The organism is Ideonella oryzae (assembly GCF_024055665.1).
In the GTDB taxonomy this organism is placed as follows: domain Bacteria; phylum Pseudomonadota; class Gammaproteobacteria; order Burkholderiales; family Burkholderiaceae_C; genus Ideonella; species Ideonella oryzae.
This window is the reverse complement of record NZ_JAMXMC010000008.1, coordinates 113,107-130,178: the sequence shown is the minus strand read 5'-3', so window position 1 is coordinate 130,178 and position 17,072 is coordinate 113,107. Positions and strand designations below refer to the sequence as shown.

The 17,072-nt window shown below is 67.2% G+C and carries 21 protein-coding genes; 11 read left to right on the top strand and 10 right to left on the bottom strand.

The window, feature by feature from the left end:
• Positions 1–25 precede the first annotated feature (25 nt).
• The 3 genes from M0L44_RS14860 (at position 26) to M0L44_RS14850 (ending at position 1,606) form a co-directional block, all read left to right on the top strand.
• Entirely contained in the window at positions 26–379 is a 354-nt protein-coding gene (locus tag M0L44_RS14860) for a hypothetical protein (RefSeq protein ID WP_252770599.1), read from the top strand.
• 82 nt (positions 380–461) lie between these two features.
• A complete protein-coding gene (locus tag M0L44_RS14855; protein ID WP_252770598.1) occupies positions 462–1,268 on the top strand; it encodes an oxidoreductase in 807 nt (268 codons plus the stop codon).
• A gap of 44 nt (positions 1,269–1,312) precedes the next feature.
• A complete protein-coding gene (locus M0L44_RS14850) occupies positions 1,313–1,606 on the top strand; it encodes an NAD(P)-binding domain-containing protein (protein ID WP_252770597.1) in 294 nt (97 codons plus the stop codon).
• Between the two features lie 72 nt (positions 1,607–1,678).
• On the opposite strand, the gene M0L44_RS22000 is transcribed toward M0L44_RS14850, so the two are convergent.
• Entirely contained in the window at positions 1,679–1,804 is a 126-nt protein-coding gene (locus M0L44_RS22000; RefSeq protein WP_256490294.1) for a hypothetical protein, read from the bottom strand.
• Positions 1,805–2,114: 310 nt separating this feature from the next.
• On the opposite strand from M0L44_RS22000, the gene bioC reads away from it, so the two are divergent.
• Positions 2,115–3,680 carry a malonyl-ACP O-methyltransferase BioC gene (gene bioC / locus M0L44_RS14845; protein ID WP_252770596.1) on the top strand — a complete coding sequence of 522 codons (1,566 nt, stop codon included), beginning with the start codon at positions 2,115–2,117 and terminating at the stop codon, positions 3,678–3,680.
• A 20-nt stretch (positions 3,681–3,700) separates the two neighbouring features.
• On the opposite strand, the gene M0L44_RS14840 is transcribed toward bioC, so the two are convergent.
• The 7 genes from M0L44_RS14840 to mltG form a co-directional block, all read right to left on the bottom strand.
• Positions 3,701–3,928, bottom strand: coding sequence for a hypothetical protein (locus M0L44_RS14840; protein WP_252770595.1), 228 nt, complete (start codon positions 3,926–3,928; stop codon positions 3,701–3,703).
• A gap of 133 nt (positions 3,929–4,061) precedes the next feature.
• Complete coding sequence (locus tag M0L44_RS14835) at positions 4,062–4,709, bottom strand: ankyrin repeat domain-containing protein (RefSeq protein WP_252770594.1); 648 nt, start codon at positions 4,707–4,709, stop codon at positions 4,062–4,064.
• On the bottom strand, positions 4,706–5,512 hold the full coding sequence (locus M0L44_RS14830) for a TatD family hydrolase (RefSeq protein WP_252770593.1): 807 nt from the start codon (positions 5,510–5,512) through the stop codon (positions 4,706–4,708). The genes M0L44_RS14835 and M0L44_RS14830 overlap by 4 nt, the downstream gene beginning before the upstream one ends.
• 79 nt (positions 5,513–5,591) lie before the next feature.
• On the bottom strand, positions 5,592–5,987 hold the full coding sequence (locus M0L44_RS14825; RefSeq protein ID WP_252770592.1) for a PilZ domain-containing protein: 396 nt from the start codon (positions 5,985–5,987) through the stop codon (positions 5,592–5,594).
• A gap of 3 nt (positions 5,988–5,990) precedes the next feature.
• Complete coding sequence (locus M0L44_RS14820) at positions 5,991–7,010, bottom strand: DNA polymerase III delta subunit-related protein (RefSeq protein ID WP_252770591.1); 1,020 nt, start codon at positions 7,008–7,010, stop codon at positions 5,991–5,993.
• Positions 7,010–7,645, bottom strand: a complete 636-nt coding sequence (tmk, locus tag M0L44_RS14815) for a dTMP kinase (RefSeq protein WP_252770590.1) — start codon at positions 7,643–7,645, stop codon at positions 7,010–7,012. The genes M0L44_RS14820 and tmk overlap by 1 nt, the downstream gene beginning before the upstream one ends.
• A complete protein-coding gene (mltG, locus tag M0L44_RS14810) occupies positions 7,642–8,643 on the bottom strand; it encodes an endolytic transglycosylase MltG (protein ID WP_252770589.1) in 1,002 nt (333 codons plus the stop codon). The genes tmk and mltG overlap by 4 nt, the downstream gene beginning before the upstream one ends.
• Before the next feature lie 70 nt (positions 8,644–8,713).
• Between mltG and ygfZ the strand changes: the two genes are divergently transcribed.
• From ygfZ to M0L44_RS14795, 3 genes are read left to right on the top strand one after another with little or no spacing between them, the layout of a single operon-like run.
• Positions 8,714–9,676 carry a CAF17-like 4Fe-4S cluster assembly/insertion protein YgfZ gene (gene ygfZ / locus M0L44_RS14805; RefSeq protein ID WP_252770588.1) on the top strand — a complete coding sequence of 321 codons (963 nt, stop codon included), beginning with the start codon at positions 8,714–8,716 and terminating at the stop codon, positions 9,674–9,676.
• Positions 9,673–10,038 (top strand): DUF4936 family protein, encoded by a 366-nt coding sequence (locus M0L44_RS14800; protein ID WP_252770587.1) that lies wholly within the window; start codon positions 9,673–9,675, stop codon positions 10,036–10,038. The genes ygfZ and M0L44_RS14800 overlap by 4 nt, the downstream gene beginning before the upstream one ends.
• Positions 10,026–10,844: an NRDE family protein gene (locus tag M0L44_RS14795; RefSeq protein ID WP_252770586.1), complete on the top strand. Its 819-nt coding sequence runs from the start codon at positions 10,026–10,028 to the stop codon at positions 10,842–10,844. Before M0L44_RS14800 ends, M0L44_RS14795 begins: the two co-directional genes overlap by 13 nt.
• 11 nt (positions 10,845–10,855) lie before the next feature.
• Here M0L44_RS14795 and M0L44_RS14790 read toward each other — a convergent pair whose 3' ends face one another.
• Entirely contained in the window at positions 10,856–11,773 is a 918-nt protein-coding gene (locus M0L44_RS14790) for an alpha/beta hydrolase (RefSeq protein WP_252770719.1), read from the bottom strand.
• 252 nt (positions 11,774–12,025) lie between these two features.
• Here M0L44_RS14790 and M0L44_RS14785 point away from each other — a divergent pair, with 252 nt between their 5' ends.
• Positions 12,026–13,330: an ammonium transporter gene (locus tag M0L44_RS14785; RefSeq protein ID WP_435526425.1), complete on the top strand. Its 1,305-nt coding sequence runs from the start codon at positions 12,026–12,028 to the stop codon at positions 13,328–13,330.
• Between the two features lie 58 nt (positions 13,331–13,388).
• Positions 13,389–13,733 (top strand): hypothetical protein, encoded by a 345-nt coding sequence (locus tag M0L44_RS14780; RefSeq protein WP_252770585.1) that lies wholly within the window; start codon positions 13,389–13,391, stop codon positions 13,731–13,733.
• Between the two features lie 89 nt (positions 13,734–13,822).
• On the opposite strand, the gene aceA is transcribed toward M0L44_RS14780, so the two are convergent.
• On the bottom strand, positions 13,823–15,139 hold the full coding sequence (gene aceA, locus M0L44_RS14775) for an isocitrate lyase (RefSeq protein WP_252770584.1): 1,317 nt from the start codon (positions 15,137–15,139) through the stop codon (positions 13,823–13,825).
• A 349-nt stretch (positions 15,140–15,488) separates the two neighbouring features.
• Here aceA and speB point away from each other — a divergent pair, with 349 nt between their 5' ends.
• Complete coding sequence (gene speB / locus M0L44_RS14770) at positions 15,489–16,409, top strand: agmatinase (RefSeq protein ID WP_252770583.1); 921 nt, start codon at positions 15,489–15,491, stop codon at positions 16,407–16,409.
• A 95-nt stretch (positions 16,410–16,504) separates the two neighbouring features.
• Complete coding sequence (locus tag M0L44_RS14765) at positions 16,505–17,053, top strand: hemerythrin domain-containing protein (protein ID WP_252770582.1); 549 nt, start codon at positions 16,505–16,507, stop codon at positions 17,051–17,053.
• Positions 17,054–17,072: the final 19 nt, after the last annotated feature.

The following is a 17,072-nucleotide window of genomic DNA, read 5'->3' as shown; positions in this document are numbered from 1 at the left end:
GCCATGTGCCGCCAAAGGAGTTGAAATGAACATTATTGTCAATATCAAGAGATGGCTGAACACACAGGGTGTTGCCGCGGCGGCAATTCTGCTTTCCGGGGGACCGACCTTCGCGATGGCCTCCGTGGATCCGTACCAGCTTGCGCGAAACATGATCCTCTCCACATCCACGCAGGCCACGGAAGCATATGAGGGGACCACAGAGATTTCCAGCCCCATCCAGACGGACCCGCATGCACTCGCGCGCAAGGTGATGCACAGCGATGAGGACGTGTCTGTGACTCGCCAGCCTTCTCAGGAATATCACGAGAGCGATATGAAATCCGTGTCGGACCTGCAGCGCCGCATCGGAGCGATGATTTCTGACCATGTGGATTGACCGGACCGTCTCCCATCGAAATCACCTTCTCAATTCAGCGTCACACAGCTTGGCGCTTCTCAGAAATTCAAGGAACCAAAAAATGTCAAACTCCCAAGTCGTCTTGGTGACCGGTGTCTCGTCAGGAATCGGTCGTGCTGCGGCCATGCAGCTTGCAGACAAAGGCTTCCTGGTTTATGGAACCGTACGGAATGCCGCACAAGCCAAGCCCATTCCCGGCGTGGTACTCATTCAGATGGACATCCGAGACGAGGATTCGGTCCGGCTCGGCATTCAACAAATCATCGCGCAAGTCAAACGCATCGATGTCTTGGTGAACTCTGCCGGGGTGACCCTGCTAGGAGCCGCCGAGGAGACATCGGTCGAAGAAGCAAAGGCATTGTTAGACACCAATCTCTTCGGGCTGCTCCGCACCATCCGGGCTGTGCTGCCCCACATGCGTGAGCAGCGCGCTGGACGCATTGTCAACGTCAGCTCGGTATTGGGATTCTTGCCGGCGCCCTACATGGCGCTCTATTCGGCGTCGAAGCACGCCGTCGAGGGCTTCTCTGAGACGCTGGATCACGAGGTACGCCAATTCGGCGTTCGCGTGACGCTTGTCGAACCCTCGTTTACCAAGACCAACCTGGACGTCAACGCGCCAATGACTGCCGAGAAAATCCCGGCCTATGCCCGTGAGCTTGCGGTCGTTTCTCAAGCCATCCAGAAGAATGTTCAAAAGGCCCCGGAGCCCGATGGCGTGGCCGCCACGATCGTGAACGCCGCCTTGGGACGCTGGAAGATGCGCCATACCCCCAGGGGCGAGGCTTCTCTCCTGGCCAAGTTGCGCCGCTTCATGCCGGCGAGTCCGGTAGAGAAGGGCATCCGGAAAACGTTCGGACTGGCCTGATTGAGCGGCCAAGGGCCTCGTCCAACGGATTGAGACAGCATCGCATGAAAGTCGGAATCATTGGGGCCATCGATGTTGTGCGCGTGCTCGCCCGTCGCCTCGCCATGGACGGTCACGAAGTGCATGTTGCCGGGCTGAATGGCACCGAACCCATGGACGATCTTCATTGGGTAGGGGCCCAGATGTCCGATGCGCGCCAGGCCGTGTATGAGGCCAAGGTTGTGATTTTTGCGCTCCCCCTGTCCATGATGTCGGACATTCCTGTTGGCCTGTTCGATCAAATACCTCCCGAGGCCACCGTCATTGACTTGAGCGAATTCCTTCAGAATTTCATGTGAGCCGCACTGGTACCGGAACCCCAAGGGGAGGGCAGGGATTGGCCTTGCGCCCCTATAGCCGGGCCTTTCACGTCATGAATGGATCAGCGACACCTTGGCTGACGCTTTGACGCACTCGATGTCACCGGTCGAACCTGATGCCATCAGAGCGGCAGCAGATGTCACTCCGTTGTTGAAGGTCCAGGTATTGTTGTTCATGTTGTTAGTCGTGCTCATGGTCGGACATGCCCGTTTGACGCGGCGTGTTGTTGCTCTCGAAGACGAGGTGCGCACCATTCGAACTGCCGAAGCCCCTCAGACGGGCAGCGGCCGCACTTTCTTCGCTCCTTCCCGGCGGGAAGCCAACAAGAAGGCCTCTCTAGGGCCTTCTTGTACGTGTCGATCAGCCGGCGCCGTCGCCTAAAAGCCTGCTCACTTTATTTGACATAATATACATTGTCGTGCATCTTGATCAAGTGAGCCTGAGCGCCCATCCGAGGATCGTCTTGACTTCAGGCACACTAGCCTCATGGCATTGAAGGTGCACGTCATGGGCAACCCAGGGTTGCCCACTTTGTTTTGTATCCACGGTTTCGCGTCCAACGCCCAGATCTGGCAGCCTCTGGCCGAGGCCCTTGGCGACCGATTTGCACTTCATGCCGTTGACCTGCCGGGCTGCGGTGCGTCGCCTGCCAGCAATGCCGACCTGGATGCCGCCCTCGACGAACTGCTGAGATCGGCGCCAGCCGGTGCGATCTGGGTGGGCTGGTCCCTGGGTGGCATGCTGGCCCTGGCTGCGGCGGCCCGTGCCACCCCCAGGAAGGTGTCCGGTGTGGTCACGGTGGCGGCTTCACCCAAGTTCCTCGCCAGTACCGACTGGCCAACCGGGGTTCCACAGCAACTCTTCGACGCGGTGTACGCCGGTGCGGACGATGTGGCCGGCACGCTGCGCCGCTTCGCCGGCCTGGAACTGAAGGGCTGCCTGGGCAGCGAACTGCGGCAGCATCTGAAATGGCTGCAGGCCCACGCACAGCAGCCTGCGCCGGACAGCCCCACGCTGCGTGCTGAACTGGATTGGCTTGCGCGATTGGATGTGCGCTCGGTGCTGGGGACTCTGACCATTCCAGTGCGCCATGTGCTGGCGGGACAGGATGCGGTGCTGCCAGCAGCTTGTGCCGAAGCCGTCGTGTCGCTCACGGGCCGTCCTGGCGATGTCTCGGTGCTGGCCGATGCTCCGCACGCCCTGCCCCTGACCCATGCAGCGGCGCTGGCTCAAGTGATTGATGCGCTGTGGCAGCAGTTGCGGCGGCCCCCCCTGCAAAGCCGTGTGGCTCAAGCCTTCAGCAAGGCTGCCACGGCCTACGAGCAACGCGCCCTCCTCCAGCGCCGTCTGGCTTTTCAATTGCTAGATCGGCTGCCTGCAGCGGCGCCCGAATCGGTGCGCACGGTGCTGGACCTGGGCTGCGGCACGGGCTATTGCCTGCCGGCGCTGCAGCAGGCTTATCCGCAGGCCCGGGTGATCGGGCTGGATCTGGCTTCGGGCATGCTGGCGCAGGCCCGGGCGCAATGGGGCGATCGTTTCGAATGGATCTGCGCGCCCGCCGAGCACATGCCCCTGCCCGATGCCAGTGTGGACGTGGTCTATTCCAGCTTGGCGCTGCAGTGGTGCGACAGCTTTTCAGCGGCTCTGGCCGAGGTTCACCGCGTGCTGAAGCCCGGTGGCACGGTGGTGCTGAACACGTTGGCCGAAGGAACGCTGCAGGAACTGGCCGAGGCCTGGGCCACGGTGGATGACCTGGACCATGTGCATCGCTTTCCATCGGCCCAGGCGCTGCTGGCCCAGGTGGATGCGACGCTGTGGACAGTGGACTGGCAGAGCTGCGCGGACGAGGTGGACCACCACCTGGACATCCGCAGCCTGGCCAATGCCATCAAGGGCGTGGGCGCCCATCACATGCAGCCTGCGCGCACGGGCCTGGGGGGACGCCGGGCCTTGCAGGCATGGATGGCCGCCATGGAGCGCTTTCGCACCCCGCAGGGACTGCCAGCCCGCTACCGGGTGCTGTCCCTCAGTTTGACCCGGCGCCCTGCCTGAGGGCCCCGGATCGCCTGAAATCAGGCTTGTGCTTCGTCCGGCAGATCGGCTTCGACTTCGCTATCGATCGCGTCGTCATAGGCGCTCAACTCGGCTTGGTTGACCTTGGGGATCAGCGGGCGGTCCAGCGGGCGGCACACGCGGCGCTTCAGATGGCCCAGGCGTTCAGAGCGCCCCACCGCAGCCAGGATCGAGTCCGGCTGGGTCAGCATCAGGAAGGGATTAGCGATGACTTCTTGATGGCGCATGGTGTTCTCTCCGTGGGTGGCTCCCGGTTGGAAGCCATGGAGTGAACTGTAGGCAAGCGGGACTCGGCAAAGAAGTCGGCCGGCAGACAAGCCATGTGTCGGAATTTGTCCGACACATGTGTCGGTGTGTTGCTCAGCGCGCTGCTGCCGCGTCGCCCAGTTCCTGGGCCAGGCCCAGGCGGTCGGCGGCCTTGGCCAGGTCGGCAGCGTCGCGCCCACCCTTGTTGCGCGGCCGGGCATCGGCGCCACGGCGCAGCAGCAGCCGGGCGCTGTCGATGGCGCCGTAGCCGGCCGCCATCATCAGCGGGGTGTTGCCATTGGGGGCCACGGCGTCCAGCACGGCCCCGTGGGCCAGCAGCAGCTCTACCGCATCGGGGTTGGGGCCGGTCGCGGCGTAGTGCAGCGGCGTCCACCCGTCCTTGTTGATACGGGCTCCGCGAGCGATCAAGCTGGCCATCACGTCCATGCGCCCTTTGAGCGCCGCCATCATCAGCGGTGTCTCCCCCATTGCGTTCTGGGCATCCAGGGCCGTGCCTGGCCAAGCCAGCAGCACCGGCACCACGGTGGCAGAGCCCTCGCGCAGCGCCACATACAGCCCGCTCTGCCCCTTCGGGTCCACAGTGTTCACATCAAAGCCGGCCTGGAGCATCTTCTGGATCTCGCGGCCCAGGTCCAGTTCGATGTAGCGGAACCAGTCTTCGTAGCTGGCCGCCCTGGCGGCCAGCCCGGTGGCGGCCAGCAGCAGACCCGCCGTACCCTGCAAACAACGGCGTCGCTTCATGCTGCGGCTCCCACGGTGGGCAGCTGCACACCGAAAAGCTGTTCGAAGTTGTGGCTCGTGGCCTCGGCAATCGCCTCCACCGACAGTCCCTTTTGCTTGGCCAGCTCGGCCGCCACATGGGGCACCAGGGCGGGTGTGTTGGTCTTGCCGCGGAAAGGCACCGGCGCCAGGTAGGGGCTGTCGGTCTCGATCAGGCAGCGGTCCAGCGGCACCATGCGAGCCACCTCGCGCAGCTCCTCGGCATTGCGGAAGGTGACGATCCCGGAAAAGGAGATCAGGAAGCCAAGGTCCAGGGCGGCACGGGCCACCTCGCGGGTTTCGGTGAAGCAATGGAACACGCCACGCGGCGCCGGCCCCGTGGCGGCGGCCTCGTGCAGCAAGGCCAGGGTGTCCTCGCTCGCATGGCGGGTGTGGATGATCAGCGGCAGGCCGCTGGCCTGCGAGGCCCGGATGTGCACCCGGAAGCGCTCGCGCTGCCAGGCCATGTCGGCCACCGTGCGGCCGTTCAGGCGGTAGTAGTCCAGCCCGGTCTCGCCGATGGCCACCACCTTGGGGTGGGCCGCCCATTGCAGCAGCTCGGCTTCGCTGATCTCGGGCTCGTCCTCGGTGTCGGGGTGCACGCCGGCGCTGGCCCACCAGGCGGCATCGGTCTCGGCCAGGGCCACCACCTCGGCAATCTCGTCCTTGCGGGTGCTGATGCACAGCGCCGCCCCCACCCCGGCCTGCGCCATGTCGGCACGGATCCGGGACAGGTTGGCCTTCAGTTCAGGAAAGCTGAGATGGCAATGGGAATCGACGAACATGGTCTGGACAGGCGGCCGTCGCCGCAGCGGCCCGGCCCAGGGGCTTGGCCCGGGAGCCGGCGGGGAAAATGGAACGCAGTCAGAGCGTCTGCGTGGGCTTGGAGGACGACAGCGAGGTGCCCAGGATCTCCTCGATCCGCACCCTCAGCGCCCGCGTCTTCTCGTCCCCCGGGAACCGCACGCCCACGCCCTGCGTGCGCCCGCCGGAGGTGTTGGCCGGCGTCAGCCAACCCACCTTGCCCGCCACCGGGTAACGCTGCGGGTCGCCCGGCAGGGACAGCAGCAGGTAGATGTCATCGCCCAATTGGTATTCACGGGTGGTGGGCACGAACAGCCCGCCCTCGGTGAAGAAGGGCATGTACGCCGCATAGAGCGCCCCCTTCTCCCGGAACACCAGCTGGATCACGCTGGGTCGACCGGAGACGGCGGGTGCCCCCGTGGGCAGCCCAGGGCTTCTGCTGTCGGTATCGCTCATGGATCAAGTGTAGCCACGGCGGCCGCCACCTGCCTGCACGGCGCTGCGGCCTTGGGCCATCAGGGCCTCGATCAACAGCGGCGCCTGCCAGGGATGGTCGGCATGGCGGTTCACGCGGGCCAGCTCACGGCTCCATTGGGCGAGCGCGCTGGCGTCGCTCACGCGCGGCAGGCTGGCGGCCGGGAAGTAGCGCGGCGGCGCGCCCACCGCATGGGCCATCAGGTCGTGGCACAGCTGCTGCAGCGCCTTCACCGCCTGCGGCACAGGCCAGGTGGACAGCCAGCGCGCATCGCCCTGGGCCAACTGGGCTGGCAGGCTGCTCCACTGGGCACCGGTGACGCCCTCGGCGGCCAGGGCCTGGGCGGCCAGCGGCTCGCCGCCCGCCGCCTGCAGCAGGGTGTCGGCATCCTTCACGCCCTGGCGGTTCAGCCAGTCCAGGGCCTCGGTCGGGGCCGGGGGCACCAGGCGCAGGCGCTGGCAGCGGCTGCGGATGGTGGGCAGCAGGTGCTCCGGGTCTTCCACGGCCAGCAGGATGCGCACGCCCTGCCCGGGTTCCTCCAGGGTCTTGAGCAAGGCATTGGCCGACACCGTGTTCATCGCATCGGCAGGAAAGAACACCAGCACCTTGCCCTGGCCACGGCCGGAGCTGCTGTGGGCCCAGTCGATGGCCTGGCGCACGGCGTCGACCTTGATCTCCCGGCTGGGTTTCTTCTTGGACTTGCCTTCACCATCGGCCGGCTCGGCCTCGCCCTCGCTGGCGCCCCATTGCAGGGCCTGCGCCCAGGTCTCGGGCATCACCACCCGCAGGTCGGTGTGGGTGCGCGCCAGCACCAGATGGCAGCTGGGGCATTGGTCGCAGGGGCCAGGCGGCTGCTCGCACAGCCAGGCCTGGGCCAGGCGCAAGGCCAGCTCGAACAGGCCGGAGCCGAAGCCGCCGTGCAGGATCAAGGCATGGCCGCGCTGCCCGTCGCGCCAGGCAGCCAGGGGCTCGGCCAGCCAGGGCAGGTCCTTCTCGTTGCGCATCACGCCGCGCTCCCGGGCGAGGCCGTGCGGGCGCGCACGATGGCCAGCGCGTCCGCGCGCACCGCCTCCAGGCTCTGGCCGGCGTCGATGCACACGAAGCGCTCGGGTGCGGCCACCGCGCGCGCTGCGTAGCCGGCACGCACGCGTTCGAAGAAGGCGCTCTCCTCGCTCTCCAGCCTGTCCGGTGCTCGGGCCCCGGCACGGCGGGCCGCGGCGATCTCGGGCGCCACGTCGAACCAAAGGGTGAGGTCGGGCTGACGGCCCTGCTGCACCCAGCTTTCCAGCTGGCCCAGCACGGCCAGGTCGAAGCCCCGGCCAGCGCCCTGGTAGGCGAAGGTGGCATCGGTGAAGCGGTCGCACAGCACGGTGCGGCCCTCGGCCAGGGCGGGCTCGATGCAGCGCACCAGGTGGTCCCGGCGGGCGCCAAACACCAGCAGCGCCTCGGTCAGCGCATCCATGCGCTCATGCAGGAAAAGCTCGCGCAGGCGCTCGGCCAGTTCCGTGCCGCCGGGCTCGCGCGTGCGCAGCAGCCGATGCCCGGCCTCTTCCAGGGCCTGGGCCACCGCCTCGATGTGCGAGGACTTGCCGGCACCGTCGATGCCTTCGAAGGTGATGAATCGTGCGGGCGCGCTCACCGGCTCCCGCCTCTCTGATACTGGTTCACCGCGCGATTATGGTCCGTGAGGTTGTCGCTGAAGGCGCTGCTGCCGTCGCCCCTGGCCACGAAGTAGAGCGCCTGGGAGGCGGCCGGCCGGGCCGTGGCCAGCAGGGCCTGGCGCCCCGGCAAGGCGATGGGTGTGGGCGGCAGGCCGCGGCGCACATAGGTGTTCCAGGGCGTGTCGGTGGTCAGGTCGTCGCGGCGCAGATTGCCATCGAAGCGGTCGCCAATGCCATAGATCACCGTCGGGTCCGACTGCAGTGGCATGCCGATTCGCAGGCGGTTGTTGAACACCGCCGCCACCATGGGCCGGTCCTCCGGCCGCCCGGTCTCCTTTTCGACCACGGAGGCCAGGGTCAGCAACTCGGCTGGGGACTTGAGCGGGCTGGCCGGGTCGCGCTGGGCCCAGGCCTGGGCCAGGGCCACCTGCATGGCCTCGGACGCGCGCCGCAGCACGGTGACATCGCTCACGCCCGGGCTGTAGGCGTAGGTGTCGGGGAACAGCCAGCCCTCCACCGTCGGTGCATTCAGGCCCAGTTCGACCGCCAGCTGGGCGTCGCTCATCGCGTCCACCGTGTGCCGCAAATGCGGCGCCTTGGCCAGGGCATCACGCACCTGGCGGAAGTTCCAGCCTTCAATGAGACGCAGGGTCTGCAGGATCTGGTCCCCCCGCACCATGCGGTCCAGCAGGCTGTAGGCCGTGGCGCCAGGTTCAATTTCGTAGCTGCCGGCCTGGATGCGCCGGGCCTTGCCGGACCAGCGGAACCATTCGTACAGCAGCCAGGGCGGCACATCGACCCCGGCCTGCACCCACTGGCGGGCGATCTCGCGCGTGGGCGTGCCCGGCTCGATCGACACCTCGACGCGCTCACCGCGCAAGGGCAGCGGGCGCTGGACCCACCAGACCCCCAGGGCCGCACCCGCGATCAACACCAGCAGCAGGCCAGACAGCAGGGCCTTGAACCGCTTCACCATGTACGCACACCTCTCGCGCCGCGAGACCCTGAATCCTGCTCAAGCATGGGGCGCGATGATAATCGCCGACATGACTGCCGCCCCTGCTCCCACCCCTGAAGACACCCCTCTGTCCCCCGCGCTGTCCGGGGCCGTGCCCCTGGCCGATTGGGGCCTGATCCGGGCCCGCGGTGCCGACGCGGTGACCTTTCTGCAGGGGCAACTGACCAATGAGCTGGCTTCGGCGGGAGGCACCCAGGCCCGCCTGGCCGGCTACTGCTCGGCCAAAGGCCGGCTGCTGGCCAGCTTCGTGGCCTGGCAGGTGACCGGCGCCGAGGACTGGCTGCTGGCCTGCAGCGCCGATGTGCTGCCGCCCACCCTCAAGCGCCTGTCCATGTTCGTGATGCGCGCGCAATGCAAGCTCAGCCAGGCCGACGATGTGGCGCTGTGGGGCTTGGCCGGGCCGGCGGCGCAGCAATGGCTGGGCACCGACCTGCCCGCGCAAGCCTGGGGCGTGAGCCGGGTGAAGGACGCTCAGGTGGTCCGCCTGCCCGATGTGGACGGCACCGTGCGCTGCCTGTGGGCCGGCCCGGCCGAGCAGGCGCCCAACCAGCTGCCCGCGCTACCTGCGCAGGGCTGGCAGTTGCTGGAAGTGCGCAGCGGCGTGGCCCGCATCGTCGCAGCCACCAGCGAGGCCTTCGTACCCCAGATGGTGAACTTCGAACTGGTGGGCGGCGTGAACTTCAAGAAAGGTTGCTACCCCGGCCAGGAGGTGGTGGCCCGCAGCCAGTACCGCGGCACGCTCAAGCGCCGTGGTGCTCTGCTGGCGACCCAGGCTCCGATGCAGGCCGGACAGGAGATCTTCCTGGCCAGCGAACCTGAACAGCCCGCAGGGCAAATCGCGCTGGCGGCGGCGGCCGATGGCCAGGGCTGGGAAGCCTTTGCCGAAGTCAAGCGCGCCGCGCTGGCCGGTGAACTCCACCTGGGCAGCGCCCAGGGCCCTGCCCTGCAGGTGCGCGCCCTGCCCTATGCCGTTCCCCAAGATGAGGCATGAGTCACGAAAGCCTGCCCGCCGCACCGCTGCCAGCAGGCCCGACGACCGAATGGTTCATCTACTATCAGGTCGCATCGGCTGACCTGCCTCTGGCACTGAAGGCCGTCGTCGGCTTTCAACAGCGCCTGCAGCAGGACTGGCCTGGCCTGAGTGCCCGTGTGCTGCAGCGCCTGGAAGTCCCTGGGGCATCCGTTGGACAGGTGACTTTGATGGAGACCTACCGCTTCGCGCCACACCTCTGCAGCACGCCATGTGGAACGGACGCGGGCTTTGAGGTGGCGCTGTCCGAGGCTGCGCAGGCCGTCCAGGCCTGGCTGCAGGGCCCTCGCCATGTGGAGCGATTCGCACCATGTGCCTCGTAGGCGTTGCGCTGGGCATGAGCCGCCGCTACCCGCTGGTGGTGGCGGCCAACCGCGATGAATACCTGGACCGTCCCAGCCAGGCACTGGACTGGTGGGCTCCCTGGCCCGATGGCCCCCAAGTGCTGTCTGGCCGCGACCTGCGGGCAGGCGGCACCTGGATGGGGTTGAGCCGGCCGGGCCGCTTCGCGCTGGTCACCAATGTGCGGCAGCCATTTGCCGCAGAGCCCGACGCGCCCTCGCGCGGACAGATTCCGCTGGGCTGGCTGCGGGGTGATCTGCCCGCCGATCGCTTCTGGCCCCGCACGGCGCTGAGCGGACACGCCCCCTTCAACCTGCTGGCCGCCGACTTCCCCGCCAGCGAGTTCTTCTGGACCAGCAACCAGCATCCGCACCCCCAGCGCCTGACCCGCGGGGTTTACGGGCTCAGCAACGCGGCGCTGGACACGCCCTGGCCCAAGGTGGGACGGATCAAGCAGCGCCTGTTCGACGCCCTGGGGCAGAACCTGCCGTTCCCGCAGCTGTGTGCCACGCTGTTCGAGGCTTTGGCCGATGCGACGCCGGCCCCAGAGGCCGAACTGCCTCAGACTGGCGTGGCCCCGGCCGTCGAGCGCATGCTCTCACCGGTGTTCATCCGCAGCGCCGATGGTCGCTACGGCACCCGCTGTTCCACCTTGCTCGTTTGTGAAGTCCAGGGGCGCCGCCTCATCACCCACATGATCGAGCGCCAGCATCAACCGGCCGACGAACGCTCCTTCCGCCTGGACGCCTGGCCGCCCAGTGGCTTGCCGCTGGCCCGTCGTCACTGAGGCGGTTCAGGTCAGGGCCCGAACAAGGCCTGCCGAAGGGCCAGAGCCGCGGCAGCCTGGGCCTGCTCCGCTTCCGGGATCGCTCGCCCGAGCTTGATGAAGTCGTGGGTCACCCCGCGGTAGAGCTCCAGATCCACCGCCACGCCGGCCGCGCGCAGGCGGTCGGCATAGGCCAGCCCCTCGTCCACCAGCGGGTCGCATTCGGCCAGAACGAAGCACGCCGGCGCCAGGCCATCCGCATCCGGGGCGAGCAGCGGCGCAAAGCGCCAGTCGGTGCGGTGCGCCGCGTCGATGTAGTGGTCGAAGAACCAGCGGATGCTGTCGGCCTCCAGCAGAAAGCCGTTGGCGAACAGCTCGTGCGAGCGGGTGTCGCAATGGGCGGTGGTGCCCGGGGTGATGAGCAGCTGCAGCGCCAGCGGCAACTGGGCATCGCGCGCCATCAGGGCGCACACCGCCGACAGGGTGCCCCCCGCGCTGTCGCCGCCCACCGCCAGCCGGCTGCCATCCAGCCCCAGGGCCGCCGCCCCCTCTTGCGCCAGCCAGCGCAGGGCGGCAAAGCTGTCGTCCACCGCCGTTGGGAAACGGTGTTCCGGCGCCAATCGGTAGTCCAGCGAGAGCACCGCCACGCCGGCCCGCAGGGCAAGTTGGCGGCACAGGCTGTCGTGGGTGTCCAACCCGCCGATGACGAAGCCGCCCCCATGCAGGTACAGCAGCACGGGCAAGCGCTCATGCGACGGCGCAAACAGGCGCGCAGCGCACTGCACACCGGGTGCCACGGGCACCTGCACCGGCACCACGCGCGGCAAGGGCGCGCGGGGCAGATCCAGCACCTCGGCCGCGACACCATAGGCCGCCCGGGCCATCTCCGGTGAGAGCCCATGGAACGGGGGGCGCTTGGCCCGCCGGATTCGGTCCAGCAGGCCGGCCATCTGGGGCGTGAGGGTCGGGGTGTTCAAGAAAGGTCTTCCGCAAATCGGCGCCGCAGCATACCTTGGGGTTCAAGCCCCGGTGGTCCGACCCGTCTTGGTGCAAAAGAGCTGCCAACGACCCAGCAACCGATATCCCAGTGCAGGCCCGGGATTTGCTACGTCCAGTCACAAATCCTCAAAACAATCGAAGGACGTTGCATGGGACAGGCAGTATGGGGACGATGGCCGCAGGTCGCCGGTCTGGGAGTGGGCGTGCTGTCGTGCGTCGCCCCTGTCTGGGCGGCCGACACGGCCCCTGGTACCGCCACCCCGCCCCCGGGTCTGCCGACCATGCTGGCGGCCCAGCAGATCAGCGCCGGCGACACCGCCTGGATGATCACCGCCACCGCCCTGGTGCTGCTGATGACCCTGCCCGGGCTGGCGCTCTTCTATGCCGGCATGGTCCGCAAGAAGAACATCCTGGGCACCATGGCGCAGGTGCTGGCCATCTCCGCCCTGATCACGGTGATCTGGTTCGTGGCCGGCTACAGCCTGGCTTTCATGCCGGGCTCGCCATGGATCGGCGGTCCGCAATCGATCTGGCTGACCACCATCGGCTTCGACAAGGTGCAGAACCTGGTGTCGGTACACCCGCTGGCGCCCACCGTGCCCGAAGCCGTGTTCTGCATGTTCCAGCTGAGCTTTGCCGTCATCACGCCAGCGCTGATCGTGGGGGCCTTCGCCGAGCGCATGCGCTTTTCCGCTCTGCTGTGGTTCATGGCGCTTTGGGCCGTGCTGGTCTATGCCCCGGTGGCGCACTGGGTCTGGGCATCTGACGGCTGGCTGGCGCAACGTGGCGCGCTGGACTTTGCCGGCGGCACCGTGGTGCACATCAATGCCGGCATTGCCGGCTTGGCTGCGGCCTTCATCCTGGGCCCCCGCCGGGGTTACGGCCAGGTGGCGCTGATGCCGTCCAACCTGGGCTACACGATGGCCGGCGCCTGTCTGCTGTGGGTGGGCTGGATGGGTTTCAACGGTGGCTCAGCCGCCGCCGCCGACGGCCGGGCCGGCATGGCCATACTGGCCACGCAACTGGCCGCCGCCGCTGCCGCGCTGAGCTGGATGCTGGCCGAATGGCTGGTCCGCAAGACCCCGACTCTGCTGGGCCTGAGCAGCGGAGCGGTGGCGGGCCTGGTGGCGATCACACCCGCATCGGGCTTCGTCGGCCCCGCTTCGGCCGTGCTGATCGGCGCGGTGGCCGGCGTGGGCTGCTACTGGGGTGCCACCGGGCTCAAGCGCCTGCTGGGCGCGGACGACTCACTGGATGTCTTCGGTGTGCATGGCGTCGGCGGCATCCTGGGAGCCCTGCTGACAGGCTGGCTGGCCGACCCCAAGATCGGCGGCGTCGAAGGATCGGTGGCCACCCAGGGTCTGGCCGTGCTGGCCACCCTGGTCTACAGCGGTGTCGCGACCTCGTTGATCCTGTGGCTGGTCCACTGGGTCATCGGCCTGCGCGTGGCCGAGAAGCAGGAACAGGACGGGCTGGACCTGAGCCAGCACGGCGAACGGGTGGAGTGATGAGCGCCCGGGCGGAACCTCGCCAGGGCATGGGGTCGTTGCAACAGGAGGTGTGAAGATGCTGGAGAGCGAGAAGCTGGCTGTGGCCGCCCACCTGCATGTGGTCATGCGGCGCAAGATCGGCCGAGTGACCGATGTCGAGTGGATGCTGCGCAGCGCGGAGTATGCGCGGGAGGTCATCCGCATTGCGCTGGCGGAAGCCGCCCACCCCGAGCTCATCGAATGGGGTCAGCGCCTGCAGGCGGCTCTCTTCCCGGCCCCACCGCAGCCCGCGGCCTCCCGGGGCGCCGATCGCCCGGACCGGTCGGACAGGGCCTCCGGCTTCGAGGACAGCCGCCTGTCCCGTTCGGGCACGGTCACGCGCCCGTCGACCCAGACGCGCTACATCGGCAGCCTGCGCTGAGCCGATTCTGAAAATGAAAAGCCCGGCCGCTTGTGGCGGCCGGGCCCTGGTCATGCGCCGCGATCAATGCGGCACCTGTCCCATTCCGGTCAGTGGAACTGCTCTTCTTCGGTCGAACCGGTCAGGGCCTTCACGCTGGAAGAACCGCCCTGGATCACGGTGGTCACGTCGTCGAAGTAGCCGGCGCCGACTTCCTGCTGGTGCGACACGAAGGTGTAGCCCTGCTCGCGCGCCTTGAATTCCGGCTCTTGGACCATCTCGGTGTAGTGCTTCATGCCTTCGCCGCGGGCGTAAGCGTGGGCGAACTGGAAGGTGTTGAACCAGTTGATGTGGATGCCGGCCAGGGTGATGAACTGGTACTTGTAGCCCAGCGCCGAGAGCTCGTCCTGGAAGCGGGCGATGGTGCGATCGTCCAGGTTCTTCTTCCAGTTGAAGGACGGCGAGCAGTTGTAGCTCAGCAGCTTGCCCGGGCAGGCGGCGTGCACGGCCTGGGCGAATTCACGGGCGAAGCCCAGGTCCGGCGTGCCGGTTTCGCACCACACCAGGTCGGCGTAGGGGGCGTAGGCCACGCCGCGGCTGATGGCCTGCTCCAGGCCGTTCTTGACACGGTAGAAGCCTTCCGGGGTTCGCTCACCGGTGCAGAAGGGCTTGTCGTTGGCGTCGTGGTCGCTGGTCAGCAGGTTGGCGGCTTCAGCGTCGGTCCGGGCCAGGATCAGCGTGGACACGCCCATGGTGTCGGCAGCGAAACGCGCGGCGATCAGCTTCTCGATGGCTTCCTGGGTCGGCACCAGGACCTTGCCACCCATGTGGCCGCACTTCTTCACGGCAGCCAGCTGGTCTTCGAAGTGCACGCCTGCAGCACCGGAGGCGATCATGTTCTTCATCAGTTCGAAGGCGTTCAGCACGCCGCCGAAACCGGCTTCCGCATCGGCCACGATGGGCAGGAAGTAGTCGACGAAGCCTTCGTCACCGGGGTTCACACCACGCGACCACTGGATCTCGTCGGCGCGCTTGAAGGTGTTGTTGATGCGACGAACCATGGTCGGCACCGAGTCGTAGGCGTACAGCGACTGGTCGGGGTACATGGTTTCGGAGGTGTTGCCGTCGGCAGCGACCTGCCAGCCCGACAGGTACACGGCCTCCAGGCCGGCCTTGGCCTGTTGCATGGCCTGACCGGCGGTGATCGCGCCGAAAGCGTTGACGTAGCCCTTCTTGGCGCCGCCGTTGACCTTTTCCCACAGCTTCTGGGCACCGGCCTGGGCCAGGGTGTACTCGGGCTGCAGGCTGCCGCGCAGACGCACCACGTCGGCGGCGCTGTAGCCGCGCTTCACGCTCTTCCAACGGGGGTTTTCAGCCCAGTCCTTTTCCAGGGCGGCGATCTGCTGTTCGCGGGTCAGTCGGGTCATCTCAAGCTCCTTAAAAGAGATCCATGAAAGGGAACACGTTGGAGAGAAGCGTACGCCCGTGCCGCATCGCCAGGAAGACTTATGTCTTATATAAGACCAAAATCTTTATCAATAAAAATCAATGACTTATGTATTAAATTTCTCAATGCGGAATCACTTTTTCCGTGATGAAAAATTTTGCTGCACCGCAAGAATGGCTCATTTCACGATGTGAAGTGGCCTGTGCGCATGACGGAAAAGCACCTCGCCTGCGGGGCCCGTGCAGCGGCAACCCACCCTTGGCTAACATCCGCCCCGCACAGCCCGCCTCAGGATGGCCAAGGCGCTGTGCATCCCCCCGGAGACACACATGTCCGGATTCCCCTATCTCACTCAGAGCGGCTTCATCGGCGCCGCCCCCGCCCGGCAACAACCCTTCGCCATCGCAGGCATCCCCTGGGACGGCTCGGTGACCAACCGGCCCGGAGCCCGCTTCGGGCCCAGAGCCATCCGACAAGCCAGCCAGATGCTGTGCGACGCCACCCATCCGCTGTTCGATGTCTCCCCCATCGACCGGCTGGGCGACCTGGGCGACCTGGACCTGCCCAACACCGGCATCGAGGCCATGCGCGCCGCCCTGGCGCCGCTGCTGCCCCCTTTGCTGGAGAAGCACCACATGATCTGGCTGGGGGGCGACCACTCCATCACGCTGCCCCTGCTGCGGGCCTACCGGGAGCACTTCGGCGAGCCGCTGGCGGTGATCCATTTCGACGCCCACTGCGACACCTGGGAGGACCACTTCGGCGAGCCCAGCGGCCATGGCACCTGGGTCTACGAAGCCATCCAGGAGGGCCTGGCGCGAGCCGACTGCTTCACCCAGATCGGCATCCGCTCCTCGGGCGTGCGCGAAGCGCGCGAGTACGTGCAAGATCAGGGCGGACAGATCTTCACCGCCCGCGCCCTGCGCGGCCTGGAAAGCCCGGCCCAGCTGGCGCCGATGCTGGACAGCATCCGCCAGCGCCTGGCGGACTGCGGCAACCCGCCGCTGTACCTCAGCCTGGACATCGACTGCCTGGACCCGGCGTTTGCCCCCGGCACCGGCACGCCTGAGCCCGCCGGGCTGACCAGCAACCAGGTCTTCACCATTCTTGAGGAGTTGGCGGACCTGCCCTTCGTCGGCATGGATTGCGTGGAAGTCGCCCCACCCTACGACCATGCGGAGCTGACCAGCCTGGTGGCGGCACAGCTGGTCTGGACCTACCTGTGCGGACGGCTGGCCCCGGCACGCTGACGAGGCATCGGAGGGGTTGATCCGCCGCAAGGCGGGTCGATCCCCTCCGAGAACAATGGACCTCACAAGCACCATCTGCGATGAAGGAGGTCTCCATGGCTCGCACCCTTCCCACTCCGTTGCCGCTCCACAGGATGCGCCGAGAGGCGCTGCCGCCCATTGATCGCCTGGAAGGCACCCACCGCCGCATGATGCTGACCCTGCAGGATCTGGAGACCCTGCTCCGACGTCTTGAAACCCATGGCGTGGACGAGGCCGCCCAGACCCTGGCAGGCGGCATCCACCGCTTCTTCGAGGAAGTGGGGCGCACCCACCACGATGAGGAAGAGCGACACATCTTTCCGGTGCTGCTGGCCAGCGGCGACACCCTCCTGGCGGAACAGGTCGCCCAGTTGCGCCAGGACCATGGCTGGATCGAGCAGAACTGGCGTGAACTGAGCCCGTTGCTGGATGCCCTGTCCCAGGGCCACACCTGGGTGGATGTGGACCTGCTGCGCGCCATGATCGAGGTCTTCACGCAGCTGCACCACGAGCACATTGCCCTGGAAGAGTCGATGACCTACCCCGAGGCCCGCCGCCGGGAAGCTGAGGCACGCACCCAAACCGCCCAGCGACGCGCCCACTGGACCCGCGAAGCCGCCTGACCCCGCGGATCAGGCACGC

Coding starts and splice junctions, on each gene's coding strand:
- M0L44_RS14790 (WP_252770719.1), bottom strand. CDS start 11,773: ATGGCCGGCCTGCTGGACCGAATCCGGCGGGCCAAGCGCCCCCCGTTC.
- ygfZ (WP_252770588.1), top strand. CDS start 8,714: ATGACTGCCGCCCCTGCTCCCACCCCTGAAGACACCCCTCTGTCCCCC.
- M0L44_RS14840 (WP_252770595.1), bottom strand. CDS start 3,928: ATGCGCCATCAAGAAGTCATCGCTAATCCCTTCCTGATGCTGACCCAG.
- M0L44_RS14825 (WP_252770592.1), bottom strand. CDS start 5,987: ATGAGCGATACCGACAGCAGAAGCCCTGGGCTGCCCACGGGGGCACCC.
- M0L44_RS14835 (WP_252770594.1), bottom strand. CDS start 4,709: ATGAAGCGACGCCGTTGTTTGCAGGGTACGGCGGGTCTGCTGCTGGCC.
- mltG (WP_252770589.1), bottom strand. CDS start 8,643: ATGGTGAAGCGGTTCAAGGCCCTGCTGTCTGGCCTGCTGCTGGTGTTG.
- speB (WP_252770583.1), top strand. CDS start 15,489: ATGTCCGGATTCCCCTATCTCACTCAGAGCGGCTTCATCGGCGCCGCC.
- M0L44_RS14855 (WP_252770598.1), top strand. CDS start 462: ATGTCAAACTCCCAAGTCGTCTTGGTGACCGGTGTCTCGTCAGGAATC.
- M0L44_RS14800 (WP_252770587.1), top strand. CDS start 9,673: ATGAGTCACGAAAGCCTGCCCGCCGCACCGCTGCCAGCAGGCCCGACG.
- M0L44_RS14795 (WP_252770586.1), top strand. CDS start 10,026: ATGTGCCTCGTAGGCGTTGCGCTGGGCATGAGCCGCCGCTACCCGCTG.
- M0L44_RS14860 (WP_252770599.1), top strand. CDS start 26: ATGAACATTATTGTCAATATCAAGAGATGGCTGAACACACAGGGTGTT.
- M0L44_RS14765 (WP_252770582.1), top strand. CDS start 16,505: ATGGCTCGCACCCTTCCCACTCCGTTGCCGCTCCACAGGATGCGCCGA.
- M0L44_RS14820 (WP_252770591.1), bottom strand. CDS start 7,010: ATGCGCAACGAGAAGGACCTGCCCTGGCTGGCCGAGCCCCTGGCTGCC.
- M0L44_RS14850 (WP_252770597.1), top strand. CDS start 1,313: ATGAAAGTCGGAATCATTGGGGCCATCGATGTTGTGCGCGTGCTCGCC.
- M0L44_RS14830 (WP_252770593.1), bottom strand. CDS start 5,512: ATGTTCGTCGATTCCCATTGCCATCTCAGCTTTCCTGAACTGAAGGCC.
- M0L44_RS14780 (WP_252770585.1), top strand. CDS start 13,389: ATGCTGGAGAGCGAGAAGCTGGCTGTGGCCGCCCACCTGCATGTGGTC.
- M0L44_RS22000 (WP_256490294.1), bottom strand. CDS start 1,804: ATGAACAACAATACCTGGACCTTCAACAACGGAGTGACATCTGCTGCC.
- bioC (WP_252770596.1), top strand. CDS start 2,115: ATGGCATTGAAGGTGCACGTCATGGGCAACCCAGGGTTGCCCACTTTG.
- aceA (WP_252770584.1), bottom strand. CDS start 15,139: ATGACCCGACTGACCCGCGAACAGCAGATCGCCGCCCTGGAAAAGGAC.